At 51.0% G+C, this 25,298-nt stretch carries 19 protein-coding genes; 8 read left to right on the forward strand and 11 right to left on the reverse strand.

The window, feature by feature from the left end; translation table 11 throughout:
- The first annotated feature begins 53 nt into the window (after positions 1-53).
- Positions 54-2,624, forward strand: coding sequence for a TRAP transporter permease (locus tag D515_RS04660; protein ID WP_002536490.1), 2,571 nt, complete (start codon positions 54-56; stop codon positions 2,622-2,624).
- Between the two features lie 51 nt (positions 2,625-2,675).
- Positions 2,676-3,113 (forward strand): universal stress protein, encoded by a 438-nt coding sequence (locus D515_RS04665; RefSeq protein WP_002536491.1) that lies wholly within the window; start codon positions 2,676-2,678, stop codon positions 3,111-3,113.
- A 64-nt stretch (positions 3,114-3,177) separates the two neighbouring features.
- Here D515_RS04665 and D515_RS04670 read toward each other — a convergent pair whose 3' ends face one another.
- Positions 3,178-3,810 carry a flavin prenyltransferase UbiX gene (locus tag D515_RS04670; RefSeq protein ID WP_002536492.1) on the reverse strand — a complete coding sequence of 211 codons (633 nt, stop codon included), beginning with the start codon at positions 3,808-3,810 and terminating at the stop codon, positions 3,178-3,180.
- A gap of 7 nt (positions 3,811-3,817) precedes the next feature.
- Positions 3,818-5,173 (reverse strand): UDP-N-acetylmuramate:L-alanyl-gamma-D-glutamyl-meso-diaminopimelate ligase, encoded by a 1,356-nt coding sequence (gene mpl / locus D515_RS04675; protein ID WP_002536494.1) that lies wholly within the window; start codon positions 5,171-5,173, stop codon positions 3,818-3,820.
- A 312-nt stretch (positions 5,174-5,485) separates the two neighbouring features.
- Between mpl and fbp the strand changes: the two genes are divergently transcribed.
- Positions 5,486-6,493, forward strand: a complete 1,008-nt coding sequence (gene fbp / locus D515_RS04680; RefSeq protein ID WP_192815492.1) for a class 1 fructose-bisphosphatase — start codon at positions 5,486-5,488, stop codon at positions 6,491-6,493.
- Between the two features lie 53 nt (positions 6,494-6,546).
- Here fbp and tamB read toward each other — a convergent pair whose 3' ends face one another.
- On the reverse strand, positions 6,547-10,278 hold the full coding sequence (tamB, locus tag D515_RS04685; protein ID WP_002536497.1) for an autotransporter assembly complex protein TamB: 3,732 nt from the start codon (positions 10,276-10,278) through the stop codon (positions 6,547-6,549).
- Entirely contained in the window at positions 10,275-11,999 is a 1,725-nt protein-coding gene (gene tamA, locus D515_RS04690) for an autotransporter assembly complex protein TamA (protein ID WP_002536499.1), read from the reverse strand. Before tamA ends, tamB begins: the two co-directional genes overlap by 4 nt.
- A 303-nt stretch (positions 12,000-12,302) precedes the next feature.
- Between tamA and msrA the strand changes: the two genes are divergently transcribed.
- Positions 12,303-12,938 carry a peptide-methionine (S)-S-oxide reductase MsrA gene (gene msrA / locus D515_RS04695; protein ID WP_192815493.1) on the forward strand — a complete coding sequence of 212 codons (636 nt, stop codon included), beginning with the start codon at positions 12,303-12,305 and terminating at the stop codon, positions 12,936-12,938.
- Positions 12,939-12,998: 60 nt separating this feature from the next.
- On the opposite strand, the gene D515_RS04700 is transcribed toward msrA, so the two are convergent.
- A complete protein-coding gene (locus tag D515_RS04700; RefSeq protein WP_002536503.1) occupies positions 12,999-13,205 on the reverse strand; it encodes a DUF1107 domain-containing protein in 207 nt (68 codons plus the stop codon).
- Positions 13,206-13,588: 383 nt separating this feature from the next.
- Between D515_RS04700 and D515_RS04705 the strand changes: the two genes are divergently transcribed.
- The gene (locus D515_RS04705) at positions 13,589-14,143 is read left to right on the forward strand and encodes a YtfJ family protein (RefSeq protein ID WP_002536505.1); all 555 of its coding nucleotides are present in this window, start codon (positions 13,589-13,591) and stop codon (positions 14,141-14,143) included.
- A 292-nt stretch (positions 14,144-14,435) separates the two neighbouring features.
- Positions 14,436-15,353, forward strand: a complete 918-nt coding sequence (locus D515_RS04715; protein WP_002536508.1) for a TIGR03899 family protein — start codon at positions 14,436-14,438, stop codon at positions 15,351-15,353.
- A gap of 95 nt (positions 15,354-15,448) precedes the next feature.
- On the opposite strand, the gene cysC is transcribed toward D515_RS04715, so the two are convergent.
- Genes cysC through cysG form a run of 5 tightly spaced genes read right to left on the reverse strand, consistent with a single transcriptional unit; the run spans position 15,449 to position 21,642 of the window.
- Entirely contained in the window at positions 15,449-16,069 is a 621-nt protein-coding gene (cysC, locus tag D515_RS04720) for an adenylyl-sulfate kinase (RefSeq protein ID WP_002536509.1), read from the reverse strand.
- Positions 16,070-16,120: 51 nt separating this feature from the next.
- Positions 16,121-17,848, reverse strand: coding sequence for an SLC13 family permease (locus tag D515_RS04725; protein ID WP_002536510.1), 1,728 nt, complete (start codon positions 17,846-17,848; stop codon positions 16,121-16,123).
- Positions 17,849-17,853: 5 nt separating this feature from the next.
- Positions 17,854-19,287, reverse strand: a complete 1,434-nt coding sequence (gene cysN, locus D515_RS04730) for a sulfate adenylyltransferase subunit CysN (protein WP_002536512.1) — start codon at positions 19,285-19,287, stop codon at positions 17,854-17,856.
- A gap of 10 nt (positions 19,288-19,297) precedes the next feature.
- Positions 19,298-20,206, reverse strand: coding sequence for a sulfate adenylyltransferase subunit CysD (gene cysD, locus D515_RS04735; protein WP_002536513.1), 909 nt, complete (start codon positions 20,204-20,206; stop codon positions 19,298-19,300).
- Between the two features lie 14 nt (positions 20,207-20,220).
- A complete protein-coding gene (cysG, locus tag D515_RS04740) occupies positions 20,221-21,642 on the reverse strand; it encodes a siroheme synthase CysG (RefSeq protein WP_002536514.1) in 1,422 nt (473 codons plus the stop codon).
- Positions 21,643-21,913: 271 nt separating this feature from the next.
- On the opposite strand from cysG, the gene D515_RS04745 reads away from it, so the two are divergent.
- Both D515_RS04745 and D515_RS04750 read left to right on the forward strand, forming a co-directional pair.
- Entirely contained in the window at positions 21,914-23,866 is a 1,953-nt protein-coding gene (locus tag D515_RS04745; RefSeq protein ID WP_002536516.1) for a bifunctional 2',3'-cyclic-nucleotide 2'-phosphodiesterase/3'-nucleotidase, read from the forward strand.
- Positions 23,867-24,032: 166 nt separating this feature from the next.
- Positions 24,033-24,485 (forward strand): GNAT family N-acetyltransferase, encoded by a 453-nt coding sequence (locus D515_RS04750; protein ID WP_002536517.1) that lies wholly within the window; start codon positions 24,033-24,035, stop codon positions 24,483-24,485.
- A gap of 60 nt (positions 24,486-24,545) precedes the next feature.
- Here the strand turns inward: D515_RS04750 and D515_RS04755 are convergent, their stop codons facing one another.
- Positions 24,546-25,169 carry a LysM-like peptidoglycan-binding domain-containing protein gene (locus tag D515_RS04755; protein WP_002536518.1) on the reverse strand — a complete coding sequence of 208 codons (624 nt, stop codon included), beginning with the start codon at positions 25,167-25,169 and terminating at the stop codon, positions 24,546-24,548.
- Positions 25,170-25,298: the final 129 nt, after the last annotated feature.

The raw sequence follows: 25,298 nt of genomic DNA on the forward strand, positions 1-25,298 counted from the left end.
CATCTGATGTCAGGTTTTTTTACACTTTTACTTGCCGATTAAAGGACAATGGCATGACGAAGACGACCGAGACACCGCAAGAAGCGCAGGATATCGTCGCTCAAGCGGACACCGGAGCCCGCGCTCCGTCAGGTATATCAGGGAAGATCCTCTGGTTCGTTCCGCTGTGCTGGTCTATTTTCCAGCTCTGGTATGCCTCACCATTTACTGTCGCGCTCAATGATACCGAGGCACGATCGATTCACTTGGCGTTTGCTATCTTTCTGGCATTCACCGCTTACCCTGCATTGAAAAACTCTCCACGAGATCGCATTCCTGTCCAAGACTGGATATTTGCCCTCGCAGGAAGTTTTGCAGCTGGGTATCTCTTTCTGTTCTATACCGAACTCGCTTCACGCGCTGGTGCACCAACAACGTTTGATATTGTTGTTGCAGTCACAGGCATGATTTTGTTGCTGGAAGCGACAAGACGCGCCCTAGGCCCGCCGCTGATGGTGGTCGCGCTGGTCTTCCTGCTCTATACCTTCGCAGGTCCCCACATGCCCGACGTTATCGCGCACAAAGGGGCAAGCCTGAACAAGGCCATGTCGCACATGTGGCTGACCACAGAGGGTGTATTTGGTGTTGCACTGGGTGTATCAACGTCTTTTGTTTTCCTGTTTGTACTCTTCGGTGCCCTGCTTGATCGTGCGGGTGCAGGTGGCTACTTCATCAAAGTGGCGTTTTCTATGCTCGGCCACATGCGTGGTGGTCCGGCAAAAGCAGCCGTTGTGGCTTCTGGCCTTTCCGGCCTGATTTCAGGTTCATCTATCGCAAACGTGGTAACCACTGGTGTATTCACCATTCCACTGATGAAACGTGTCGGTTTCCCAGGAACAAAAGCCGGTGCGGTAGAGGTCGCTGCGTCAACGAATGGTCAGCTGACACCACCTATCATGGGTGCGGCGGCCTTCCTGATGGTGGAATACGTCGGTATTCCTTACATCGAAGTGATTAAGGCGGCGATTTTGCCTGCCATCATTTCTTACATCGCACTTATCTACATCGTTCACCTTGAAGCTTGTAAGGCAGGCATGACAGGCCTTCCACGTCGCCATCAATCAACGTTGGTACAGTCTCTGCTGAGCTTCCTGACCATCGTCATTGGTATCTGCGTGCTGAGCTTTGCGGTTTACTACGGTATTGGCTGGACCAAAGATGTATTTGGTGCTGCAGCAAGCCCAATCATTGCGGTTGCGATTTTCATTGCCTACATCGCACTGGTTCGCTACTCAGCGCAATACAAGAAAGATGCAGTAGAAGACCCTGCAGACACTGACCTTTCAGAGCTGCCGGATCCGGGTCCAACCGCTCGTTCTGGTCTCTACTACCTGCTGCCAATCGTAGTACTGGTTTGGTGTCTGATGGTTGAACGCTTCTCACCAGGTCTGTCTGCATTCTGGGCAACCTTGTTTATGATGTTCATCGTCGTCACTCAACGCCCACTGTTTGCTTTCTTCCATGGCGAATCTAACTTCGGTGAAGAAATCAAAAACGGTTTCATCGACTTGGCAGAGGGCTTTGTTGCCGGTGCACGTAACATGATTGGTATCGGTGTAGCGACTGCTGCTGCAGGCATTGTGGTAGGCGTGGTCACACTGACTGGTATCGGTCTGGTGATGACTGACTTCGTCGAGTTCATCTCTGGCGGTAACATCATGTTGATGCTGCTGTTCACCGCAATCATCAGCCTGATCTTGGGTATGGGTCTGCCAACGACGGCAAACTACATCGTGGTATCGACCCTGATGGCACCAGTTATCGTGACACTGGGTGCTCAGGAAGGTCTTATCATTCCTTTGATCGCCGTTCACCTGTTCGTGTTCTACTTCGGTATTCTGGCAGATGACACCCCACCAGTTGGTCTCGCGGCCTTTGCGGCAGCGGCGATTGCGAAATCTGACCCAATAAAAACTGGTATTCAGGGTTTCACTTACGATATCCGTACAGCAATCCTGCCGTTTATGTTCATCTTCAACACCCAACTGCTGTTGATGGATATTGAAGGCCCTGTGCATCTTCTGCTGACCATAGGCTCCGCAGTGATCGCCATGCTGGTATTCTCGTCCGCCACACAGGGATGGTGGTTTACCAAGAACAAGTGGTGGGAAACCCTCCTCATGTTGCTGATCACCTTCTCACTGTTCCGTCCGGGTTACTGGTGGGATCAAGTGTTTCCACCAACGAACGATTACCCAGGTTCAGCTATCATTGAAGTAGCAGAAAAACTGCCAAATGGTCAAACGCTTAACCTACAGGTTCGTGGTGAGACCATTGATGGCGATGTCATCACCAAACACGTACACCTTCCGGTGAACTATGAAGAAGCAGAAGGTCTAGCGCGTGTGCTGTCTACCGGTTTGGAACTTCGTGATGAAGAAGGTTCGAAACTGGTCGATATGGTTCAGTGGGGCAGCCCGGCGTCTGATGCAGGTATCGATTTCGACTGGGAAATTGTTCAGGTAAGCACACCTGCTGAGCGCCCGGCGAAAGAATGGGTATTTGTGCCAACTCTTATCCTGCTTGCCGCCATGGCATGGAATCAACGCCGCCGTGCGAGAGCAGAAAAACAACAAACAGCGTAATTAGTCCGGGGCATATAGCCCCGGTCACTACCACACAAGAGAGTAGACGACATGTATAAACACATTCTGGTCCCTGTTGATTTGAATGATGAAAGCTTCGCGGACAAAGCCGTTGAGCACGCTGTTTGGATCGCTGGGCAAACAGGTGCAACCTTGCATCTATTGACCGCCCTACCGGGCATTCACAACTCCATGGTTCAGTCTTACTTCCCGGAAGACGCTGCCCGCCAAATGAAACAGGACGTGCGTAACAACCTGAAAGCCTTTGCCGAGCGCATGGTGCCGGAAGGCATTTCGTATGATTTGTCTGTGGCTGAAGGTAAGCCTTACAAGGCCATCGTCAAAACCGCTGACAGCCTTGGCTGCGATTTGATCGTGATGCCTAGCCATAAGCGTTCTAAGGCGAACAAACTTATCATTGGCTCTGTGGCATCTAAGGTGCTGGAACAGTCAAAAGTCAATGTGTTGATCATGAAGCCACAAGGCTGATTGCAACACCAAGATCTAAAAAGGGCGGTATAGATACCGCCCTTTTTGTTTATCTGAATCAGAGTTATTTGTCGCGCTGATCGTAGCCCCACCGCGGTACGAGAACCTGTTCGATACCGAGATGATCGAGAATACGCGCCACCATAAAGTCCACCAGATCGTCGATAGACTTGGGCTGATGATAAAACCCCGGCGCCGCGGGCATGATGGTCACACCCATTTGCGACAGCTTCAGCATGTTTTCTAAGTGCAAAGTAGAAAACGGGGTTTCGCGCACCACCAACAGCAATTGGCCGCGCTCTTTTAGCACCACATCAGCAGCGCGCTCTGCCAAATTATCCGACATTCCATGGGCAATCGCTGCCAGCGAGCCCGCGGAACATGGGCACACTACCATTTTCTTGGGTGCTGCGGAGCCAGATGCCACTGGCGAGAACCAGTCTTCCTTGCCACACACTACCAATTTATCGGTGGGTGCATTGAGGTGTTTCACCAAGGTTTCTTTTGCCGCTTCAGGGCCGGATGGCAGTTTCAAACCGTGTTCCGTTGCCAGTACCACACGTGCGGCGGATGACACCAGCAGATACACTTCATAGTCAGCCGCGAGCAAGCACTCCAATAGGCGAAGACCATAAGGCGCACCGGAAGCGCCGCTCCAGGCCAGTGTGATGCGTTTGTCATTCATTGAACTTGCCATGTGTTCCTTATTGTTGTTCCAACGCGGCTTTGAGCTTGTCGTGTATGCCGCCAAAACCACCGTTGCTCATCACCAGTATAACGTCGTCTGCATTTGCCTCACTGACGATGCCTGAAACCAGAGCATCAATCTCGTCGAAGGTTTTCGCCGGTGCTTTACAGGCCTCTGCCACGTCTTTCACCGACCACTTGATGTGTTCCGGTTGGAACAGCAATACTTCATCGGCAGCATCCAGTGATGGTGCAATCTCATCTTTATGTACGCCAAGCTTCATGGTGTTGGATCTCGGCTCTAACACCGCAAGGATACGGCGTTCTCCCACTTTGGCGCGCAAGCCTTCCAGTGTGGTTTTAATCGCGGTTGGGTGATGGGCAAAGTCGTCGTAAACCGTGACGCCATTGAAATCGCCTTTGTGCTCGAGACGGCGTTTGGTGTTGATAAAACTGCCTAAGGCTTCACACGCCAAATCCGGGGTCACCCCCACATGACGGGCTGCAGCAATGGTCATCAATGCATTACTGACGTTATGGTCGCCAATAAGATCCCACTTCACGCTGCCAACCAACTCACCTTCAAACCAAACATCAAATTCACTGCCGTCAGCTACACGCTTTTCCGCCTTCCAGATACCATCTTCGCCAGCAAACTCCAGCTCGCTCCAGCAACCCATCTCTAACGTCGATTTGATGTTTTCATCATTTGAAGGCGCAATGATACGGCCGATCCCCGGTACGGTTCTTACCAGATGATGAAATTGACGTTTGATAGCATTCAGATCGTCGAAGATGTCAGCATGATCGAACTCAAGATTGTTCATGATCAGCGTGCGTGGATGGTAATGCACGAACTTAGAACGCTTGTCGAAAAAAGCACTGTCGTATTCATCGGCTTCGACCACGAAGAACATGGTTTCACCAAGGCGCGCAGATACGCCAAAGTTACCCGGAACACCACCAATCAAAAAACCCGGCTGATAACCGCAATCTTCCAAGACCCAAGCCAGCATGCTCGCTGTCGTGGTTTTTCCGTGCGTGCCCGCCACCGCCAGCACCCAACGATCTTTCAACAGGAAATCCAATAACCACTGAGGACCGGACGTGTAATTAAGGTTATTGTTCAGCACATATTCCACACACGGATTTCCGCGGCTCATGGCATTTCCAACCACTACCAGATCCGGCGCGGGATCAAGTTGCGAAGGATCATAGCCCTGAATGATCTCAATACCCTGAGATTCCAGCAGTGTGCTCATTGGTGGGTAAACATTGGCGTCACAACCTGTCACTTTATGACCCAGTTGTCTGGCTAGAATGGCTGCACCGCCCATAAAGGTGCCGCAAATCCCTAAAATGTGTATATGCATAAGGTTCCGTCAGCTTAAATCAGTGACTTTGCCCGGTCTGATTCCCTAAGGATCACAGATCCCGACATGTCCAAATTACTTCGATACGAATAAAAAGTTCTACACTATAAAATGTGTAACAAGTTGATTTTTTGTCCGGTTGTGACGTCACGTTTTTGGCAAAAACTTTTGCCTGCCACCCAAGCGATGCACCGGACGCATCGAATCAACCAGGAAAGCAAAGGCCTTATTGCTCTTCGCTTGCGACTTTGTTTTCCAGCATCTTACCCAAGAATCTAATAACAGACATCAAAAGGATCTGGAATGTCCGATATGCGTACACTTGGCGAGTTCATTGTTGAAAAGCAACATGAATACCCGAACGCCAGTGGAGAGCTCAGCTCACTCCTCTCTTCTATCCGACTTGCGGCCAAAATCGTCAACCGTGAAATCAACAAAGCGGGACTCGCTGATATCACGGGTGCATTTGGTGGAAAGAACGCCCAGGGCGAAGAACAACAAAAACTGGACGTCTACGCCAACGAGAAATTCAAAGCAGCGATGGCTGCACGGGATCAAGTGTGTGGCGTAGCCAGTGAAGAAGAAGATGATGCGGTTATCTTCGACACCGAACTTGGCCGCAACGCCAAATATGTCATCCTGATGGACCCACTCGATGGTTCTTCCAATATCGATGTGAACGTCTCCGTCGGAACCATCTTCTCCATCTACCGCCGCGTTTCTCCTATTGGCCAACCGGCTACAATGGAGGATTTTCTTCAGCCGGGTAACCAACAAGTCGCGGCAGGCTACATCATCTATGGTTCCTCAACCATGCTGGTTTACACAACAGGTAATGGCGTGCATGGCTTTACCTATGACCCATCCATTGGTGCGTTCTGTCTTTCCCACGAAAACATGACCATTCCAGAGGATGGCAAAATCTACTCCATCAACGAAGGGAACTACATCCGCTTCCCTCTCGGGGTGAAGAAGTACATCAAGTACTGTCAGGAGAATGTGCCGGAAGACGGACGCCCATACACGTCACGCTACATCGGCTCACTGGTGTCAGACTTCCACCGTAACATGCTCAAGGGTGGTCTGTATCTTTACCCAAGCACTGCTGCATATCGCAGCGGTAAGCTTCGCCTGCTTTATGAATGCAACCCAATGGCCTTCATCATCGAACAGGCGGGCGGTAAGGCGTCTGATGGCGCGCAGCGTATCATGGACATCAAACCCACTGAGCTTCACCAGCGCGTGCCGTTTTTTGTTGGCTCCACCCATATGGTGGAAAAAGTCGAAGAATTCCTCGAGACTTACCCTGGCGAAGAATAAGCACCCAAAACGTCAAAGCCCGGCAATATTGCCGGGCTTTGTTCATTTTAGGGTTACTTGATACTGAACTGGTAAAGCAGGTCGACCGCATTGTCCGCGCCGGAAACCGCCTCAACATACAGATCAGACAGCAGGCGGTAACGCACCGTGAATTCCGGCAAGCTGGTAAAAATACCCACACCATATTTCACTTGAAGCCCCGGCAAAATATAACCAGACACTTCGACCTTCTCGTCATTACCGCTACCTGATGTGTCCACGGTTAAATCCTGCACACCAAAGGCTTCGCCAATCTGACCCACCAGCTTACCGCTCTGGGAAAGGCCAAGGCCAATAAGCATCGACGTCATCGCATTGCCGTCTGATTCGCTGTCCAGATTTCGACCGCGTGTAAGGTAAGACAGGGCATTTGCCTGCGGCATGGCAGGATCTGAGAACACCTGTACTTCTGGTGCATCCGCAGGTCCTGTCACACGGATACCTGCTTCGACGCCATCTTCAATGGCATCTGGATTTCGGATCGCTTCCACTTGCAGATACGGCTGCTCAGGCGGACCATTAAACAGGATCTGACCTTTTTTGATTTGCAGATCCTGACCAAATGAACGGTATGTCCCTTCTTCCAGATTGATCTCGCCGTTAATGTTTGGTCCTTTTCTATTGCTGGCCACATCCAGTTTACCTACCAGATTGGTTTTCAGACCAAAGGCTTCAAGGCGAACGTCATCACCAATATTGACCGCAATGTTAGCGTTCACCGTGATCGGGTTGCTTTCTTCCTCAGAAACAGGCTGAAGATCGTCGTTCAGGATCACCACATCACTGGAAACCTGCACCGCCGATGCTGGCAGGTTTTCCACCACAATACGCCCCCAAGGCACCGAGACATTGCCATTCACATTCACGGACTTCGGCGACGCATTCAACGTCATGTCTGGGCTGACTTCCAGTGCAACCATTGGCGGCACGACGACTTTCAGGCGTTGTCCTTTCACATTCAGTGATGCCAGCCAGGCATTAAGATCTTTCCAGTCCGCCTGACCGGTAAGTACCAGATCGCCATCCGGCGTTTTGATATCACCATTGATGCGACCATTGGTGCCATTTAACAACGCCGTTATCTGACCTTCCCTCACCTCCACAGGCGCAGCAAGGCTCTGGAGTCTAAGGCCGCTTAGCTCAATACTGCCGTTGGCGGTTGGCGCATCCAAGTCGCCATTGAGGATAACCTTACCATTCAGCATTCCCGCCAGTGTGGTGTCTTCACCCAAAGCCGGAGCAAGAATGTCGAGGTCGATATTATCAATGCCGAAGGTGCTCTTGAGGGTGCGTTTCTTGCTCTCCAAATCCCCCATTACCGCGTTGAGCGACGCTTTACCGTTGTCAGTCAATGCCAGCAGCACATCTGCGTTCAGGGTGTTATTAGCCAGCGTCGCATCAATGTTCACAGCATCCCAACCAATGGTCAGCGGCGCATCCAACTGTTCCGTCACCTTCCCTTTTGACAAGTCTACCGATGCTTTAAGGTTTGGCAGTGTGTTTGGCTTCCACGCGACATTGGCGTTGGCATTGACCAGTCCTTCAATCGTGGTCGTCACAGGCAGGAAGGACTGCACAATATCTAGGTTGAAATCGACGATAGAAAGTTGGGCTTCGCCGCTGTTCGCCACTTTTGCGGGCTTGTCCAGACACACTTTGCTTTGTTTTTGTGTCCAGCAAAACGCGCCAATATCGACAGCACCCGATGTAAAATCCACATCAAGAGGAATATCATTCGCGAGCTTCCAAGGCCCTACAGGCGTTGTGAGCGAAGAAGAATACAAGCTTCCCTTCCAGCCTTTTTTCCGGTCCAAACTGCCGCGAACGGAGAGGTTTGCCCCCACAGGCTTTCCATCAACCTTAAGGCTCACGGTCTGCTCTTTTTCATCACCGGACGCTCGCAGCGCGAGGCTTTTCACCTCTACGCCTTCTGCTTTCACGCCATTCACATCGACAATCAGGCCACCACCAATGATAGGAAGTGGCGTCACTGATCCACGGATACTGACATCCTGCACCGTGACCAGCTCTTCCCAACGCACCGCATTGGCATTGATTTGCAACGCCGCCTCAGGCTTTTCCAGCGTACCTGAAAGACCGATATTGCCTTGAATACTGCCGCCAGCCTGCGGCACCGAAGCGGAAAGCTTGGGAAGGTTGAGATTGAGTTTCAGCGCCAGCGCTTTATCCACCTTGCCGGATACATCAATCCGGTTTGGACCATGGCGAAGGGAAAGCCCATTGGTTTCTACCAGCAAGTCGCCTTTGCCTTTCACATCCGAAGCATTGAGTTGGCCGCTTAAATCCAGCACCTGATCGCGGATAATCCCCTCTATATCAAGCTCTGGCAGGCGCACTAACCAACCGCCTTGCTCCGTCAGTTCACCGCTGTTTTGCACCTCACCAGATAGCTTTCCTTCTGCTTCCGGCCACTGCAGCCCTGGCTGAATATCGGAAAATGCCAGTCGGGTTTGCCATTTCACCTGCTTAGACCAATCGACACTTGCCCAACCATCAATGCCGCCACCGAGGGTTTTCAACGAGATATCCCCCAGCATCACTTTGCCGAGGTCCCCCGTTAATTTGGTCGACAAGTTGATATTCGGAATCGCTTCACCCGAGGCTTTGGTTTTGACCGATGCACTGTATTTTTTCAGGCTACCGCTGGCGTTAATCGCCGTGGAAGCCAATGTGTATTCGGCTTTACTGTCAATCGGCCACTGCAGGTTCTTACTGGTCAGCAGCACGTTAAATGGCAGGTTAGGATCAAGCACATCCAACTTGCCGGAAAGCACGGCTTGCAACACGCCTTTCAGATTCGCATTGAGCGCCAAATCGCGAAGGTCACCATTTGCATCCAGCGTCAGTGAGTGTCCCTGCAATGGCTCCATCCGAACATTGGCCTTGGCAGCAAGGTTCAGCGGATAGTTATCTTGCAGCGAGATATCGCCATTGAGCGTCACTTTACCCTGCTCAGCATCAAGACGAACTTCATCCAAAGCAATGTCATAACCACCCGCTTTGCCTTTCACAAAGAACTCGTGAATCACCTGTTTTTGCGGTAACAGGAGCTCTGCATCTTTCAGTGCAAAGCCTTCAATCACCACATTTAGCGGAATATTCACGGCGGGCAGTTCAATCGGTGCTTCACTGCTTGGAGGCGGTGCAGGGTCTGCAGGGTCAGACGGTTTTTCTTCACTCTGGGCAAGCTCGACCTTGATGCCTTTCCACTCGGTCGGTTTTAAGGTCACCGTGTTGCCCTGCATCTGGGCGGCGGTGGTCAGGCTGTCCCAATGCACTTTTGTGCCGAGAATATCGAGAGAGATATCCGAGAGTGCGACGCCATTGAGAAAGAGTGGGATTGGCGTTTTAATTTCCGTCAAGGACTCTGAAGGCGACGATTCCGGTGATGGCTCAGTTTCTCCTACCACCACCTCAATGCCGTCACCCGTCAGTGACTCCACGCACAGCGCAGGACCACTCAGACATCGGCTGTTAATATCAAGGGAAAAAGATTTACCCGACAGCGAGAAACCTTCCATGCTGAAAGCCACGCCTTCCAGCGCAAAGCCATTCAACAGCGCGCCACTGCTTTTTTCTATGGTTAACTCAGGCAGGGCTTTTTGAGCGCCCCAGACCGCGAGTTTCACACCCGCGGGGGTCAGTAATACCGCAAAGACACCGGCGGCGACCAGAACCAACAACAATACGATGGCGATAACGAATCGCTTGATCCAACGCATCATAGTTCTGGTCCAAGGCTAAAGTGGATCATGAAATCATCGTCTTTATTTTCAAAACCATGGGCAATATCAAATCGGATAGGACCTACCGGCGACTCCCACCTGACACCGACGCCTGCTGAGGTTTTCCATTCCGGGTCGCTGCTCGTCCAGGCATCACCGCCGTCGACAAACAGTGCGCCCCACCAGTTACCCGTCACACGGTAGTTATACTCCAGCGAACCTGTCGTCATGTAGGCACCGCCTTCGAGCTTACCTTTATCGTCACGAGGTGAAATCGATTCATAGCTGTAGCCACGAATGCTGTTGTCACCACCTGCAAAGAAGCGAAGCGACGGTGGCACGCGTTCAAATTCACTGGTGAAAATACCGCCCGCATTTACGCGAGTCAGAAAACGGTTGTCGTTGTTCAGACTACGAATCCACGCCGTCTGCCCCACCACGCGGAAGATACTGATGTCTGACAATAGTGCAGGGTCGCCCGCCTCAAAGGTGATCGACTGTTTGTCTCCCCAATACGGCATCGCCCCGCCACGGCTGCGCACACGGGAAAAGTTAATGCCCGGCAGGATCAGATTCGAGATGTTTGAGACGCTGCCCTGAGTGTAATCAGAGTAGAGCCAGCGAAGATAGAGCGCACGTTGCCAGCCAGTGTCATACTTCCAGTGACGGGAAATTGAGGACGTCAGCTCCAAACTTTCAGTGTCGTTGTTATCGAGATTTTCCAGACCCACCTGCACTTGATAGTACTCACGCTGGACGTCTTCAAGCGGGATCTTATAAGTAGATTCCAACGTCTGTTTTGGCTGTGAAACATACAAGTCGGTATTCAGGCTATGTCCGCGACTGTTAAACCAAGGCTTTTTCCACCCGATTTTGACCCGCGGTCCTACATCAGTGGAATACCCAATACCGGTTTCAAATTGGTTGCGCGGAGCAGGCTCTAAGTTGACGGAAATTGGCACTCTGTCATCACGAAGATCATCTAACCCCGCTTCGACAAGCACAGAAGAAAACCAGCCCGTGTTCGACAGCGACTGGTTAAACGCCCCCAGATCTGACACCAAATACGGATCGCCCTCTTTGAAGGTCAGCATACTGTCGAGCCGCTCTTCATTAATCTGGCTATTGTGATAAATCACCGAGCCAAAGTGATAACGCATACCACTGCTGAAGTGAAGGCGAATAAAGGCTTGATGGCGACCAGGTGCCACTTCCAGACGGGAAAGGGTGTATTCGGCATCGAAGTAACCGCGACGCACTGCAAGGCTTTGAATCGACGATTTCAGAGCATCGTATTGTCCCTGATTAAGGATGTCGCCTACTTTCGGCGCGGTTTTCAGAAGCTCGGTAAATGCCTCATCGGTTTTCGCATCACCCGTCAGCTCAATATCTACTTGTGCGATGCGCACAGGTTCGCCCGGCACAATATCCAGTACCACCGTGGCATCATCAATGGACTCTTTGTCCTCGACATTGTAAGCAATCGTAGGGTTGTAATATCCCAGCGCCTGCAGCGCTTTTGTCACCTCATCAGAGACGCGGGACTGAAAACGGAAAGTCAGTCGGCGTTCGCTGGCAGGGATAGCGTCGAGGTATATGGAAACATTCTGCTCAAGGGCATCGTCCAACCCTTTGATATCGAAGTCCACTTCGGCGATTGCTACCCCAGGAATCCATGTTGTTGCGACGACAACCCAAGGTATTAATCGTTTCTTAATCATCAACCGTATGCTTTTCTCTCACCCTGAGAGCCTGTTTAAAATAAGATTAGTGACAGTATGACCGTCCATGTACTCGGTTGTTCTGTTGCAAATATGCATCAATGCAAGGAAAAATGTCCTCAACGATTCATATGAGGATGCGGCAGAATCATCTTACGCGTGCAGCTTGAGCCGATTCGAGCAGCAATGAAAGAATAAGCTCATTGCGCCGTTCTTGTGTTTTCCTGCCTGTATGGTTCCATAGTGGATACCTGACAGAAAGACAGGCGCAATCCAGACACGACAAGGAGTCGATATATGCTTATCAACCACAAGCAACTCTCCATCACCGCTGATCAGGCGTTGCCAGATCGACTCGACGAAATTATTCCGTCAGAACCGCATGCCGTCAATGGCTCACTATTGAGTAAAGAGGTACCCGCCGGACAATCGCAAATTCTCCTGGGTATGGGATGCTTTTGGGGCGCGGAGCGACTGTTCTGGAAACTTGATGGCGTAACATCTACCTCTGTCGGCTACAGCGGCGGCTTCACCGTCAATCCGACCTATAGAGACGTATGCAGTGCACAGACCGGCCACACTGAAGTGGTGCAAGTGGTGTTCGATCCTGCACGCATTTCTCTGGAGGAAATTCTGACACAATTTTGGCAGAGTCACGATCCAACGCAAGGTATGCGTCAGGGAAATGACAAGGGTACCCAGTACCGTTCGGCTATCTACTATTTCGATGACGTTCAGAAAGCGGCAGCAATAGCCAGCCGCGATGCGTACCAAGCCGCATTGAACGCGGAAGGTAAAGCTGAAATCACGACAGAGATTGCTCCAGCAGGCCCGTACTACTTTGCTGAAACCTATCACCAGCAGTACTTGGAGAAAAATCCAAACGGCTATTGTGGTATTGGTGGTACTGGGGTTTGTCTGCCACCGTGGGAAAGATAACCCCTGAAAAGCAAAACGCCCGTCATACGACGGGCGTTTTTCTATGTTCGTAAAGTCTTATCAGGCAGCCGCTGCCATCGCTTTAATTTCGTTGTTGACTTCGGTCATCACCGCCAGCGCGCGTTTATCTTTGTTGTGTGGCGGTAACAGCCTGCCTCGGTCAAACTCAAAGGCGCCTACGCCATCGATGTATACTCTTCCGCGGAAAAAGCCTTTTACATAGCGGGCAACCTGACGAGGACGGTATTGATGAAATATACGTAACATTGATGAACTCCTTCCATGCCAATGATAAAAGACCTGCATTGCACGCCATTCCGTTCAGGATTGGCTGACATTTGTACAATGCAATCTAAATGCCAAGTGTTCGGGGCAGTGGCCATAACAGCTTTGACAACACAATGGACTCAGGTTTCCCCCACCGAACTAAGCGTAGACAAAAATTCTCACATGGCAAATATACGACACAGCGTCTTAAAAAAGATTCAAAGAGATAGCGATCCAATGTCGAAATTTGAGTGGTAAGGCCAGTTATTGATTCGGGCTCACATCCTGTATCGGCTATATTGATTAACGTAGCCTTAAAACTGAACAAATTCAGTGGGCTTACGCATAAAAACTAAATATCAATGAACAGGAAACAATCTCTCATGCGTCGTATTAAAACTCTGGCCTTGGCGACTGCTCTCATCTCCACCTTTGCCTCGGCTCACAACCTCTCAAACGGTCAGGCGCTGCCTTCGGTCTCCGTTGAAAACCATGGCGAACTCACCCTGAATGGCGACAGTGTCAATTATCAGACTTGGAACAGCGCCGATCTCACAGGTAAAGTCCGCATCATTCAGGCGATAGCTGGCCGAAGCAGCTCCAAGGAAATGAATGCTCCTTTGATTGAAGCAATCAAAGCGGCTGATTTTCCTCGAGAACAATACCAAACCACCACCATCATCAACCAAGATGATGCCATCTGGGGAACCGGTGGTTTTGTGAAATCTTCAGCAGAAGACAGCAAAAAAGAATTCAGCTGGTCATCCATTGTGTTGGATAAAAACGGTGCTGTTGCTGGCGCATGGAGACTTCAGGACGAGAGCTCAGCCATCGTGCTGCTAGATGCCGAAGGCACCGTTCGCTTTGTTAAAGAAGGTGCTCTGAATGAGGCTGAGATCACTCAAGTGATTGATTTAGTGAATAAGCTCATGAAGTGATCTTGCTCACTGCCTGAAATGAAAAAACCCGCTCAAAGCGGGTTTTTTAATGTTTCGCGGAAATTAGCCGATAAACTGAGAAAGATAGAGCAGCGTGGCAATATAAAACACGACAAGCAGGATATTGACTGAATTCAACTTGAACTTCTTCACAGCAATCATTCCTCCTTTCGCTTCCATAACATGGATAAATGTTAACAAATTTAATTTAATTTTAACATAGTTGATTGCACACGATTTGCGCCAAACCATCGCGAAAACATTACCTTAACGTGTTCAAAGCGGGAATAGCATGGCCGAACCAAACAAACCAGTCGTGATTGACGCCGAGAGTGTCGAAAAAGAGAACCCGAAGCGTGGCGAAAAGTCACAAAGCCAGCAGGAGAGCCACATTAAATCCAGTCAGCATCGTCTGGCCGCCATTGCTGCTGCTCACCACATTGATGCAAAGCTGCACGATATTGAACACGACACCCTGACTACCCGAGCTGCTTTCCGCCAGCTTGAGATCAAACAGAAACAGCAAGAGAACCTCGAGCAAATCATCAAGATCTGTAACGATCTTTGTCGCGATGAAACGGCGAGCTCACCCGATCCGGACTGGCTGTACCGTTTCTTTGAAATGGCGAAGAACATTTATGGCGATGGCATGCAAAATCTGTGGGCGCGAATTCTGAAACAGGAAATCATCAGACCCGGCAGCACTTCACTGAAAGCTCTGTCATTGCTGGAAACCATGACACAACGCGAAGCACAAGCTCTTCAGCGTGCTTGCGCTTTGGCCTGTACCTTCGGCAGCGATGGCAGCAACAAACTCATTACGGGGTTTAGAAAACCGGAAGATGGCATGAAGCGCTATTTCAAACCGGACATTGCTGAACGTTTGGCGTTGGGGAATTTCAAATTGCCATTCACGGATCTGATGTTGTTGATGGATTTGGGACTCATATTGAGAACCGAATTGGAATCCGGTCTGCTTGAGCCGCCGGCTTCCTTCCCGCTGATAGGGCAAAACAAAACCTTTATGCTGACACCGCTGCGAAAAGGTATCCGGATTTATTACTACCGTTTCAGCCCAACAGGTAATGAGTTGGCAAAACTCGTGGGTCAAAAAGCGCATCCTGAATATCTCGATGCCCTGATGGCGCTGCTTTCCAAAGCATTTGTGGTAGAGAGCGATGTAGGCTCCACCGTCAACGAGAAAGCTTAATCCCCACCCTATTTTGGGGATGAAGCACTGAAAAGCGAAAATCAAAAACGGCCGGGAAATCCCAGCCGTTTTTCATTTTTCAGCAACGGTTAAAGTCAGCCGATAATGCCTGCCTGACGCAATGATGCAATGCACTGATCCACCAAAGCTTCAACAGAATGCTCGTCAGTATGAAGATGCACTTCCGGTGCTTCCGGCGCTTCATAGGCAGAGCTGATACCGGTAAAGGCTTTAATCTCACCCGCACGGGCTTTTTTGTAGAGGCCTTTCGGGTCGCGTGATTCACACACTTCCAAAGGCGTATCGACAAAGACTTCCAAGAACTCACCTTCAGGCAGAAGTTCACGAACTAATTGGCGCTCTTCGCGGAACGGAGAGATAAATGCGGAGAAGACAATCAAACCCGCATCGGTCATCAATTTCGCGACTTCGCCCACACGGCGAATGTTCTCGCGGCGATCGTGGTCAGAAAAGCCCAGATCACGGCAAAGACCGTGACGCACGTTGTCACCATCAAGCAGGTAGGTGTGGTAACCCATCTGTGCCAGTTTGCTTTCCAGCGCGCCAGCTACGGTGGATTTGCCAGAGCCTGAAAGGCCAGTAAACCAAAGCAGCGCCGGACGCTGTTTTTTCTGTTCTGCGCGGTATTGTTTGTCGATAACGTGTTTATGCCAAACGACGTTTTCATCCGGATGCGGCGTATCCGCTGCACTCATAACTCAATCCTTTGTTGACCTCATCTCAGGCTCTATTGGCCTTTGAGGTGATTAAAATGGAAAAAACAGAGGGATAAGACCCAACACCAATGCGGAGTACACCAACGACAACGGCAATCCAATCCGCAGGTAATCCGTTAACTGATAATTACCCACACTGTAGACCAGAAGGTTAGTCTGGTAACCATATGGCGAAATAAAGCTCGCACTGGCACCAAACAAGACTGCCATAATAAACGGCATTGGATCTACGCCATATCCGAGAGCGAGGCTATATCCGATCGGAAATGACAGTGCCGCTGCGGCATTGTTGGTCACAAGCTCCGTTAACACCAGCGTCAGCAAATAGGTTGCAATCAGCGCGCCATAAACGCCCCAGCCATTAAACCAGTGAATAAACAGCTCGCCCATTTGCTCAGAAAGCCCAGACTCAATCATCAACTGCGCAAGACTTAGCGCACTGCCAACAATCACCACGATCTCAACCGGGAAGCGGCGTTTCAGCTCTACCAGATTCACGACACCTGTCAGCAACAGCACAGTCAGATAGGCAGCCAAACCATTCAGCAGTGGCATCCACTCCATTAAAGCGGAACCAATTACTGCGGCAAAACCTGCCAGCACCCAAGTGCTCATTTTGCTATCGAGGCGCGCGCTGGAGTCCAAACCATTCACCAGCACGAATTCGCGCTGCATGCGTTGTTGTTCTTTCGCAAATCCTTTACCAGGGACAATCACCAAAGTGTCACCGGCAAGCAGGGTAATATTGCCTAAACCGCCTTCGAGCTTTTCATGACCGCGACGGATAGCGACGACAACCGCATCAAAGTTTTCACGGAATTTGGCCTCTTTCAGTGTCTTACCCAGAATCGATGCACTATGGCTCACTACCACTTCAAGCAGGTTCTGCCCGTTGATGTGATGCTGACCAAACAGCGCTAAACCTTCGATTTCCTGTAAGGTCGCCACGCTCTCCACATCGCCACAGAACTGAAGCTTGTCCCCTTCGCGCATCACAGTATCCGGGCAAACTGGGGCGATAAGCTCACCATCGCGTACGATTTCAGCAAGATACAAACGGCGGAGCGCACGCAGTCCATTTTCAGACACGGTTTTACCCGCTAATGGCGAGCCCCTTTTGACTTCTGCTTCCAGTACATATGGCAAATCGTCATCACTGTCGTCGTCATAGTTAGGAAGGAGATAACAAAACGGGATCAACACCAGAAGGCCACCTGCCAACACAGCAAGGCCAATGGTTGAGGGCGCAAAGAAGCTCAAGGCAGGCAAACCCGCGCTTTCAACAAAGCTGTTGATGATCAGGTTTGTCGAGGTGCCTATCAGGGTCAGAGTGCCGCCAAGAATGGCTGCGTAAGAAAGAGGAATCAGCAGTCGTGAAGGCGCATGACGGCGGTTACGCTTCACCGCACCAATCAGGGAAACCACCACAGCGGTGTTGTTGGTAAACGAGCTTAGAAACGCGGTCGAGACACCTAACTTAGCAACGACTGTTCCTAAACGACCGCTGGCAAGTTGCCCGCTGACCCAACTGACCAAACGTGTTTTTTCCAGTGCCGCAGAGGCAAGAATGAGGAGTACCAGCGTTAACAGGGAACTGTTGGTGAAGTTCCCTGCCATCGCTTCCACCGATACCAGTCCGGATTGAAATGCAACGAAAGCTGCGCCTGCGAAGAGTACGGCAGGTTTGATTTTGGTAAACACCAAACCTGCCACAATCGCCAGCAGCAATCCCAATACCAGAGACTGATCCCAGCTCATTGGAATTACCCCAGAAGCTTACTGATGTCGCGTGCATTCCAGTGTGGGAAGTGCTTGCGGATCAGCGCGTTGAGTTCTACCTCAAACGCAGAGATATCAGTACCTGAAGTTTGTGCAACGCTGTCTTCGAGCAGCTCGCTGATCATACCTGCGCCCACGGTCACGTTGGTCAGACGATCAATCAGGATGAAACCACCGGTGTCGGCGCAATCGGTGTAAACGTCGAGCGGCACGGACTCAGTCAGTTCAACCTCACACTCAGCAATGCCGTTTAGTGGCAGGCTTTCAGTGTCGAACGTTTCCAGCGAGTTGATGTCCACCTGATGGCGGATTTTACTCACGGCACCAACAGTTTTCTTGCCCGCGACTTTGACGTCATACTGACGGCCCACTTCCAGCGGTTGCTCAGCCATCCAAACAATGCGCGCAGCCAGTTTGTTGGTCGCTTGCTGGGTGTCAGCAGCAGGTACAATCAAATCACCGCGGCTGATGTCGATTTCATCAGTCAGAGTAATAGTCACGGCCTGACCTGCGTGTGCGTAATCAAGATCGCCATCAAAAGTCACGATACGCGCAACTGTCGAGGTTTTACCCGATGGCAGCACTTTGATTTCATCTCCTGGGCGCACTTCACCACCAGAGATGGTGCCGGAGAAACCACGGAAGTCGAGGTTTGGACGGTTCACGTACTGCACTGGGAAACGGAATGCACCGTTATCTTTCTCCGCAGTCACGTTTACATCTTCCAGCAAGGTCAGCAGGGTATCGCCGTCATACCAAGGGGTGCTTGGGCTGCGGTCTACCACGTTGTCGCCTTCTAGCGCTGACAGTGGCACCAGCTTGATGTCGATGTCCGCATTCAGCTTTTCAGCAAACGCCAGGTAATCATCACGGATGCTTTCAAAACGTGCCTGATCGAAATCCACCAGATCCATTTTGTTCACCGCTACCACAAAGTGGCGGATGCCCAAAGAGCTCGCGATAAACGAGTGACGACGGGTTTGATCCAATACGCCTTTACGTGCATCAATCAGGATAACCGCCAGATCACAGGTCGACGCACCGGTCGCCATGTTACGGGTGTACTGCTCATGTCCCGGAGTATCCGCGATGATGAACTTACGTTTTTTGGTCGAGAAGTAGCGATATGCCACGTCAATGGTGATGCCCTGCTCGCGCTCAGCGGCCAGACCATCTACCAACAACGCCAGATCCGGTTTTTCACCTGTGGTACCCACTTTCTGGCTGTCTGCGTGGATCGCTGCCAGCTGATCTTCATAAATTTGCTTAGAGTCATGCAGCAGGCGGCCGATCAGCGTACTTTTGCCGTCATCCACCGAGCCACAAGTCAGAAAACGCAGCAGGGATTTGTTCTGATGTTGGTCCAGATAGGCCTCGATGCCCAGCTCGGCCACTTGTTGTTCAATAGCACTATTCATGTTTAATCCCTTAGAAGTATCCCTGACGTTTCTTCAATTCCATGGAGGCGGACTGATCGTGGTCGATCGCACGTCCCTGACGCTCACTCGACGTCGCCACCAGCATCTCTTCAATAATCCCTGTCAGGGTGTTGGCTTCCGACTCCACAGCACCGGTCAGTGGGTAACAACCCAAGGTGCGGAAACGGACGCTCTTGTGTTCAATTTCCTCGCCTTCCTGCAGCTTCATACGGTCGTCATCAACCATGATCAGCATGCCGTCACGCTCAACCACTGGGCGCACGTCAGACAGGTACAGCGGCACGATATCGATGCCTTCGAGGTAGATGTATTGCCAGATATCCAGCTCGGTCCAGTTAGACAGCGGGAACACGCGGATGCTTTCGCCTTTGTTCACCTGACCGTTGTAGGTGTGCCACAGCTCAGGACGCTGATTCTTTGGATCCCAGACGTGGTTCTTGTCGCGGAAGCTGTAAACACGCTCTTTCGCGCGGCTTTTCTCTTCGTCACGACGCGCACCGCCGAATGCTGCATCAAAACCGTATTTGTTCAGCGCCTGCTTCAAACCCTGGGTTTTCATGATGTCGGTGTGCTTGGAAGAACCATGGTCAAACGGATTGATGCCCGCTGCCAGACCTTCTGGGTTTTTGTGTACCAGAAGTTCGAAGCCATATTTCTTCGCCGTTTCATCGCGGAACTTGATCATTTCCTTGAACTTCCAGTCAGTGTCGACGTGCAGAAGAGGGAAAGGGATCTTGCCCGGATAGAAGGCTTTACGAGCCAGGTGAAGCATCACGGAACTGTCTTTACCGATGGAGTACATCATCACCGGGTTATCGAATTCCGCCGCCACTTCACGAATGATGTGGATACTTTCTGCCTCAAGCTGTTTGAGGTGGGTAAGAGTTTTGGCTTCCATTCTATGTTGTTTCCTTAGCCTAAATTAACCACGGACGGTGCACGAACATCACCTACCGCTTCGAATGATTGCTTTCCGTACCAGTTCAACTGGTCTGCGAGCTGCACCACTTCGCCGACGACGATCAATGCAGGGGAACCTACACCTTCAGCCAGCGACTCCAGCTCGTTGAGTTTGCCTTTATAGATTTTTTGGTTGGTACGCGTGCCGTTTTCTATGATTGCGACCGGGGTCTCCGGGTCACGTCCATGCTGAATTAATTGCTGCTGAATATGGGCGCTTTTCATCAGACCCATGTATATCACCAGCGTCTGGCGACCACGCGCGAGTGTCGCCCAGCGGAAACTGTCGTCTTCTTTTTTGAGGTGTCCGGTAATGAACATCGCCGTTTGCGCATAATCGCGGTGTGTCAGCGGAATACCGGCATACGCGGTTGCACCTGCTGCGGCAGTAATACCCGGTACCACCTGAAACGGTACGCCTGCTTCCTGCAGCACTTGTAGCTCTTCGCCACCACGGCCAAACATGAATGGGTCGCCGCCTTTCAGACGCACTACGCGATGGCCTTTCTGCGCATACTTCACCAACATGGCGTTGGTTTCTTCCTGCGATACGCTGTGATAGCTCGCGCGCTTACCAACACAAATCAGCTCGGCATCACGGCGACAAAGTTCCATGATTTCGTCAGAGACCAGATAGTCATAAAGCACCACGTCGGCTTGCTGCATCAGTTGCAGCGCACGCAGTGTCAGAAGACCCGGGTCGCCCGGGCCAGCACCAATCAGCGCCACTTCACCTTGTAAGGAAACGCCTTCAGTCAGTCGCTCGAGCTCTGCTTTGGCCCCTTCTTCGTCGCCTGAAGCAACCAGTGAGGAAAAACGGCCATCAAACGCCATTTCCCAGAATTTACGGCGACCATTCAGAGTCGAGATTTTCTGTTTTAAGGTGTCGCGGAAATCGCCAGCAAGTTTAGCCATGCGGCCAACGTGCGACGGGATCAGGGTTTCGAGCTTCTCTCGGATGAGTCTGGCTAAAACCGGAGATTTACCGGCAGAAGAAATCGCAATCACGATCGGGCTGCGATCAACAATAGAGGGAACGATAAAGCTGCACTTCGGGGTGTCATCCACCACGTTTGCCAACACACGACGCTTATCGGCAGCTTTAGAAACCAGCTCATTCACCAGCGGGTTATCAGTGGCGGCAATCACCAGAAACACGTTATCGAGGTGCTCCGGTTTAAAGCCTTCTTTTAGCCACACCAGCTCGCCATTTTCAGCCGCTTCAATAACGTCATGATCCGCATCAGGCGCCACGATAGTGACAGACGCCCCGGCTTTCATCAGCATGCGCGTTTTGCGCCATGCGACTTCACCGCCGCCAACGACCAGACAAGCGCGTCCTTCAAGCTTTGCGAAAATTGGCAAGTAATCCATAGTGTCAGCCCTTTCAATCCATTGAGGCCACTATAGAGAGTTGATGTTATTACTTGAAATTCTAAAAATTCATTTTTTATAACGTTATGGCTATTAGACCTTCACTCTCATAGCGACGAAATTTTCTCCAACCGCCGCGAAGCCGCGCCAGCACTGCATTCGATTACATATCACTTAATCAAGTCATAGATCACAGTTAGAGATGAAATGTAACTATTCCTAGTCGTCGATATGCAAAATACAGGCACATTTCTGTCCTTGGGAGATAATCATGACTCTTTCAGCCCGTCCGCTTTCCATCGCTGTACTCACCGGTATGCTTACCATGGCAGGCCCAGCAATGGCGGACACCATTAAACTGCGCATCATCGAGACCACCGACATTCACACCAATGTGATGGATTACGACTACTACAAGGACAAGCCGAGTGAAAAAATCGGTCTGGTACGCACTGCAACGCTCGTGAAGGCTGCACAAGAAGAGGTCGAAAACAGCGTATTGGTCGATAATGGTGACCTAATTCAGGGCAGCCCGATGGGTGACTACATGGCGGCCAAAGGCATTGAGAAAGGCGAAGTTCACCCCGTCTATAAGGCAATGAACCTGCTGGACTACGATGTGGGTAACATCGGTAACCACGAATTCAACTACGGCCTCGACTTCCTCGACCGCTCGCTGGAAGGCGCGAAATTCCCGTATATCTCCGCCAACGTGATTGATGCCAACACCGGTAAGCACTACTTCAATCCTTACATCATCAAAGAGCACACCTTCAAAGACATCGACGGCAACGCTCATCTGGTGAAAGTCGGCTATATCGGTTTTGTACCGCCGCAAATAATGGTATGGGACAAAAAGAACCTTGAAGGCAAGGTGATTGCGGAAGACATCAAAGCCAGCGCGGAAAAGCTGGTACCTGAGATGAAAGCCAAAGGCGCAGATGTGATTGTGGCTGTGCCGCACTCAGGCCTGTCGCAAGACGAATATAAAGCCATGGCGGAAAACTCGGTGTACTACCTTGCCGACGTTGACGGTATTGATGCCATCGCCTTCGGCCACTCCCACGCGGTGTTCCCAGGCAAAGGCTTTGACAACATTAAAGGCGTCGATAACCAAAAAGGCACCATCAAAGGCGTAGCGGCTGTAATGCCGGGTCGTTGGGGTAGCCACGTCGGTATCATGGATCTGCAACTCGACAAGCAAGGCGATGAGTGGATTGTCACGCCGGTACAAAGCGAATCACGCCCTATCTTTGACGGCAAATCACTGGCTGACGCTGACGTTGAAATGCGTAAAGTGTTAGAGCATGACCACAAAGGCACCCGCGATTTCGTCAACCAGCCTATCGGTAAAGCGAACGACGTGATGTACAGCTTCCTCTCGCTGGTGCAGGACGACCCAACGGTACAAATTGTTAACCTGGCACAGAAAGATTACGTCGAACGCTTCATTCAGGGTGACCCGGATCTGGACGGCATTCCTGTACTGTCAGCCGCGGCACCGTTCAAAGCCGGTGGCCGTAAGAATGACCCAGCGAACTTCACCGAAGTGGAAGCAGGCGAGCTGACGTTCCGAAATGCAGCGGATCTCTACCTCTATCCAAACACGCTGGTGACACTGAAAGTGACCGGTAAAGAAGTGAAAGAGTGGCTGGAGTGCAGTGCGGGTCAGTTTAACCAAATTGACCCTCAATCCAGCGCCCAGCAATCACTCATCAACTGGGATGGCTTCCGCACCTACAACTTCGATGTGATTGATGGCGTGAACTATCAGGTGGATATCACCCAGCCAGCGCGTTATGACGGTGACTGCAACCTGGTCAACGCGGATGCTGAGCGTATCCAGAACCTGACCTTCAACGGTAAGCCCGTTGATATGGCACAGCCATTTTTGATTGCGACTAACAACTACCGTGCATACCTGGGTAAATTCCCTGGCACAGGTAATGACTTCATCGCCTTCGCCTCACCGGATGAAAACCGTACCGTGGTCGCCAACTTCATCAGTGCAGTGACCAAAGAGAAAGGTGTGGTAACCCCAACGGCTGACAATAACTGGTCGTTTGCCCCAATCGAAACCGACGCTAATCTGAACGTGGTGTTTGAAACCTCACCAAGTGACAAAGCCGCTGATTTTGTGAAGGCAAAGGGTCAGTACCCAATGGAGAAAGTGGGCACAGATGATGTGGGCTTCGCGCAATATCGCATTGACCTGAAAAAATGATTAATAATTGGTTAACCCAATGTTTAATTATTGAAAACCTCCAAAATTGATACAGAAAAACCGCGGCTTTGATCGCGGTTTTTTTATAAGTTATCCGGCTACCCAAAGGGAAATGGGCTATGAAAAAAGTAGCCCAAGAGATTTTTAAAAATCAGGAATAACAATAATGCAATGGATAACCCTGACCTTTGGTCAGTTGTCGACCCGGCAACTCTATGACCTATTGAGGTTGCGCACCGACGTGTTCGTCGTAGAACAGAACTGTCCGTATCCGGAGCTAGACGGTCACGATACCCATCCCGAAACCCGACATTTACTGGGTTACCGTGATGACAAAATGACAGCCTACGCCCGCATTCTGCCCGCCGGCCTCACCTATCCGGAAATGAGTATCGGACGCATTGTGACCGCCAATACCGAACGCGGAAACGGCTGTGGCAGTGAGCTGGTCAAACAAGCCATCATTCAGGCGCATGACGTGTGGCCAAAAGCGCCGATCACCATTGGTGCTCAATATCACCTACGGGAGTTCTATCGTCGCCACGGCTTTGAAGAAATTTCCGAGCAGTATCTGGAAGACGGGATTCCGCACATCGACATGCGCCGCGTCGCTGCCTAATAGGCGGTAAACAGACATAAAAAAGGCTGCCCAATGGCAGCCCTCTTCTGTTTTCAGACATTATTTACGGCGGGCAAAGCTGCCATCTGACAGCCTAAAGAAAATCACCGACGCCCCTGACGTTTCAATCTGCAGCATGTCCAAGCTACCTTGATCATTACGCTTAAAGCGAAGCAATTGTCCCGGTTGGATTCGGCTGAGAGGCTTATCGTCACCCTCAATCGCTGAGATGGCATAAAGGTCTGGCAGCGGCAAGTCCTGTGCACGGAAGATGTTAGACAGCGTATCACCGCCTTTCACCTCATAGTTCACCCAGTCCGTATTCACGGTTTGTGCGCCCACTGTCTGCGTGGATATCACCTGCTCTCCGTCGGCATCAAAGCCTTCGTCGTTGCTGGCTTCCTGCTGCCCAACCGCAAGTGGCACTGGCACACGCTCTCCGGCTGTATTCGTTTCAGGGGCTGTGTCATCGCTTGATGGCCAAAGCAAAAGCACCACCAACAACGCGCCCAACACTGAAATCGCCGTGCGGTGCAGTTTTGGCAAGGAATTCCAGTAAGGTTGAACACGTTCAACCAGCGGGCTCAGCGAGGCCTTCGCTTTTTCTAATGCGCTTTTGATTGCCTCGCCCAGAGGCGGCGTGGCGGATGCTGTTCCTTTTTCGCGCTTTCCTTTCAAGGTCATTACCTCTCCCAATTTCCTCATGGGGTAGTTCCAGTATCTCAGTCAATCCAATAACTCTCAATATACCCAAATGACCTGAAGAGGCTAGCATTCAGAGGTCATCAATGCGTTCAATTCGAGGCAAATTTC

Origin of the sequence: Grimontia indica (genome assembly GCF_000333895.2) — a bacterium.
GTDB classification, from domain to species: domain Bacteria; phylum Pseudomonadota; class Gammaproteobacteria; order Enterobacterales; family Vibrionaceae; genus Enterovibrio; species Enterovibrio indicus.

Bases quoted from the DNA above. Each gene is read 5' to 3' on its own strand.
- cysC (WP_002536509.1), bottom strand. From the start codon at position 16,069: ATGAGTGCAGCGGATACGCCGCATCCGGATGAAAACGTCGTTTGGCAT.
- D515_RS04700 (WP_002536503.1), bottom strand. From the start codon at position 13,205: ATGTTACGTATATTTCATCAATACCGTCCTCGTCAGGTTGCCCGCTAT.
- D515_RS04715 (WP_002536508.1), top strand. From the start codon at position 14,436: ATGGCCGAACCAAACAAACCAGTCGTGATTGACGCCGAGAGTGTCGAA.
- cysN (WP_002536512.1), bottom strand. From the start codon at position 19,287: ATGAATAGTGCTATTGAACAACAAGTGGCCGAGCTGGGCATCGAGGCC.
- tamA (WP_002536499.1), bottom strand. From the start codon at position 11,999: ATGATTAAGAAACGATTAATACCTTGGGTTGTCGTCGCAACAACATGG.
- D515_RS04745 (WP_002536516.1), top strand. From the start codon at position 21,914: ATGACTCTTTCAGCCCGTCCGCTTTCCATCGCTGTACTCACCGGTATG.
- D515_RS04705 (WP_002536505.1), top strand. From the start codon at position 13,589: ATGCGTCGTATTAAAACTCTGGCCTTGGCGACTGCTCTCATCTCCACC.
- D515_RS04670 (WP_002536492.1), bottom strand. From the start codon at position 3,810: ATGGCAAGTTCAATGAATGACAAACGCATCACACTGGCCTGGAGCGGC.
- mpl (WP_002536494.1), bottom strand. From the start codon at position 5,173: ATGCATATACACATTTTAGGGATTTGCGGCACCTTTATGGGCGGTGCA.
- cysG (WP_002536514.1), bottom strand. From the start codon at position 21,642: ATGGATTACTTGCCAATTTTCGCAAAGCTTGAAGGACGCGCTTGTCTG.
- fbp (WP_192815492.1), top strand. From the start codon at position 5,486: ATGCGTACACTTGGCGAGTTCATTGTTGAAAAGCAACATGAATACCCG.
- D515_RS04750 (WP_002536517.1), top strand. From the start codon at position 24,033: ATGCAATGGATAACCCTGACCTTTGGTCAGTTGTCGACCCGGCAACTC.
- tamB (WP_002536497.1), bottom strand. From the start codon at position 10,278: ATGATGCGTTGGATCAAGCGATTCGTTATCGCCATCGTATTGTTGTTG.
- cysD (WP_002536513.1), bottom strand. From the start codon at position 20,206: ATGGAAGCCAAAACTCTTACCCACCTCAAACAGCTTGAGGCAGAAAGT.
- D515_RS04665 (WP_002536491.1), top strand. From the start codon at position 2,676: ATGTATAAACACATTCTGGTCCCTGTTGATTTGAATGATGAAAGCTTC.
- D515_RS04660 (WP_002536490.1), top strand. From the start codon at position 54: ATGACGAAGACGACCGAGACACCGCAAGAAGCGCAGGATATCGTCGCT.
- D515_RS04725 (WP_002536510.1), bottom strand. From the start codon at position 17,848: ATGAGCTGGGATCAGTCTCTGGTATTGGGATTGCTGCTGGCGATTGTG.
- D515_RS04755 (WP_002536518.1), bottom strand. From the start codon at position 25,169: ATGACCTTGAAAGGAAAGCGCGAAAAAGGAACAGCATCCGCCACGCCG.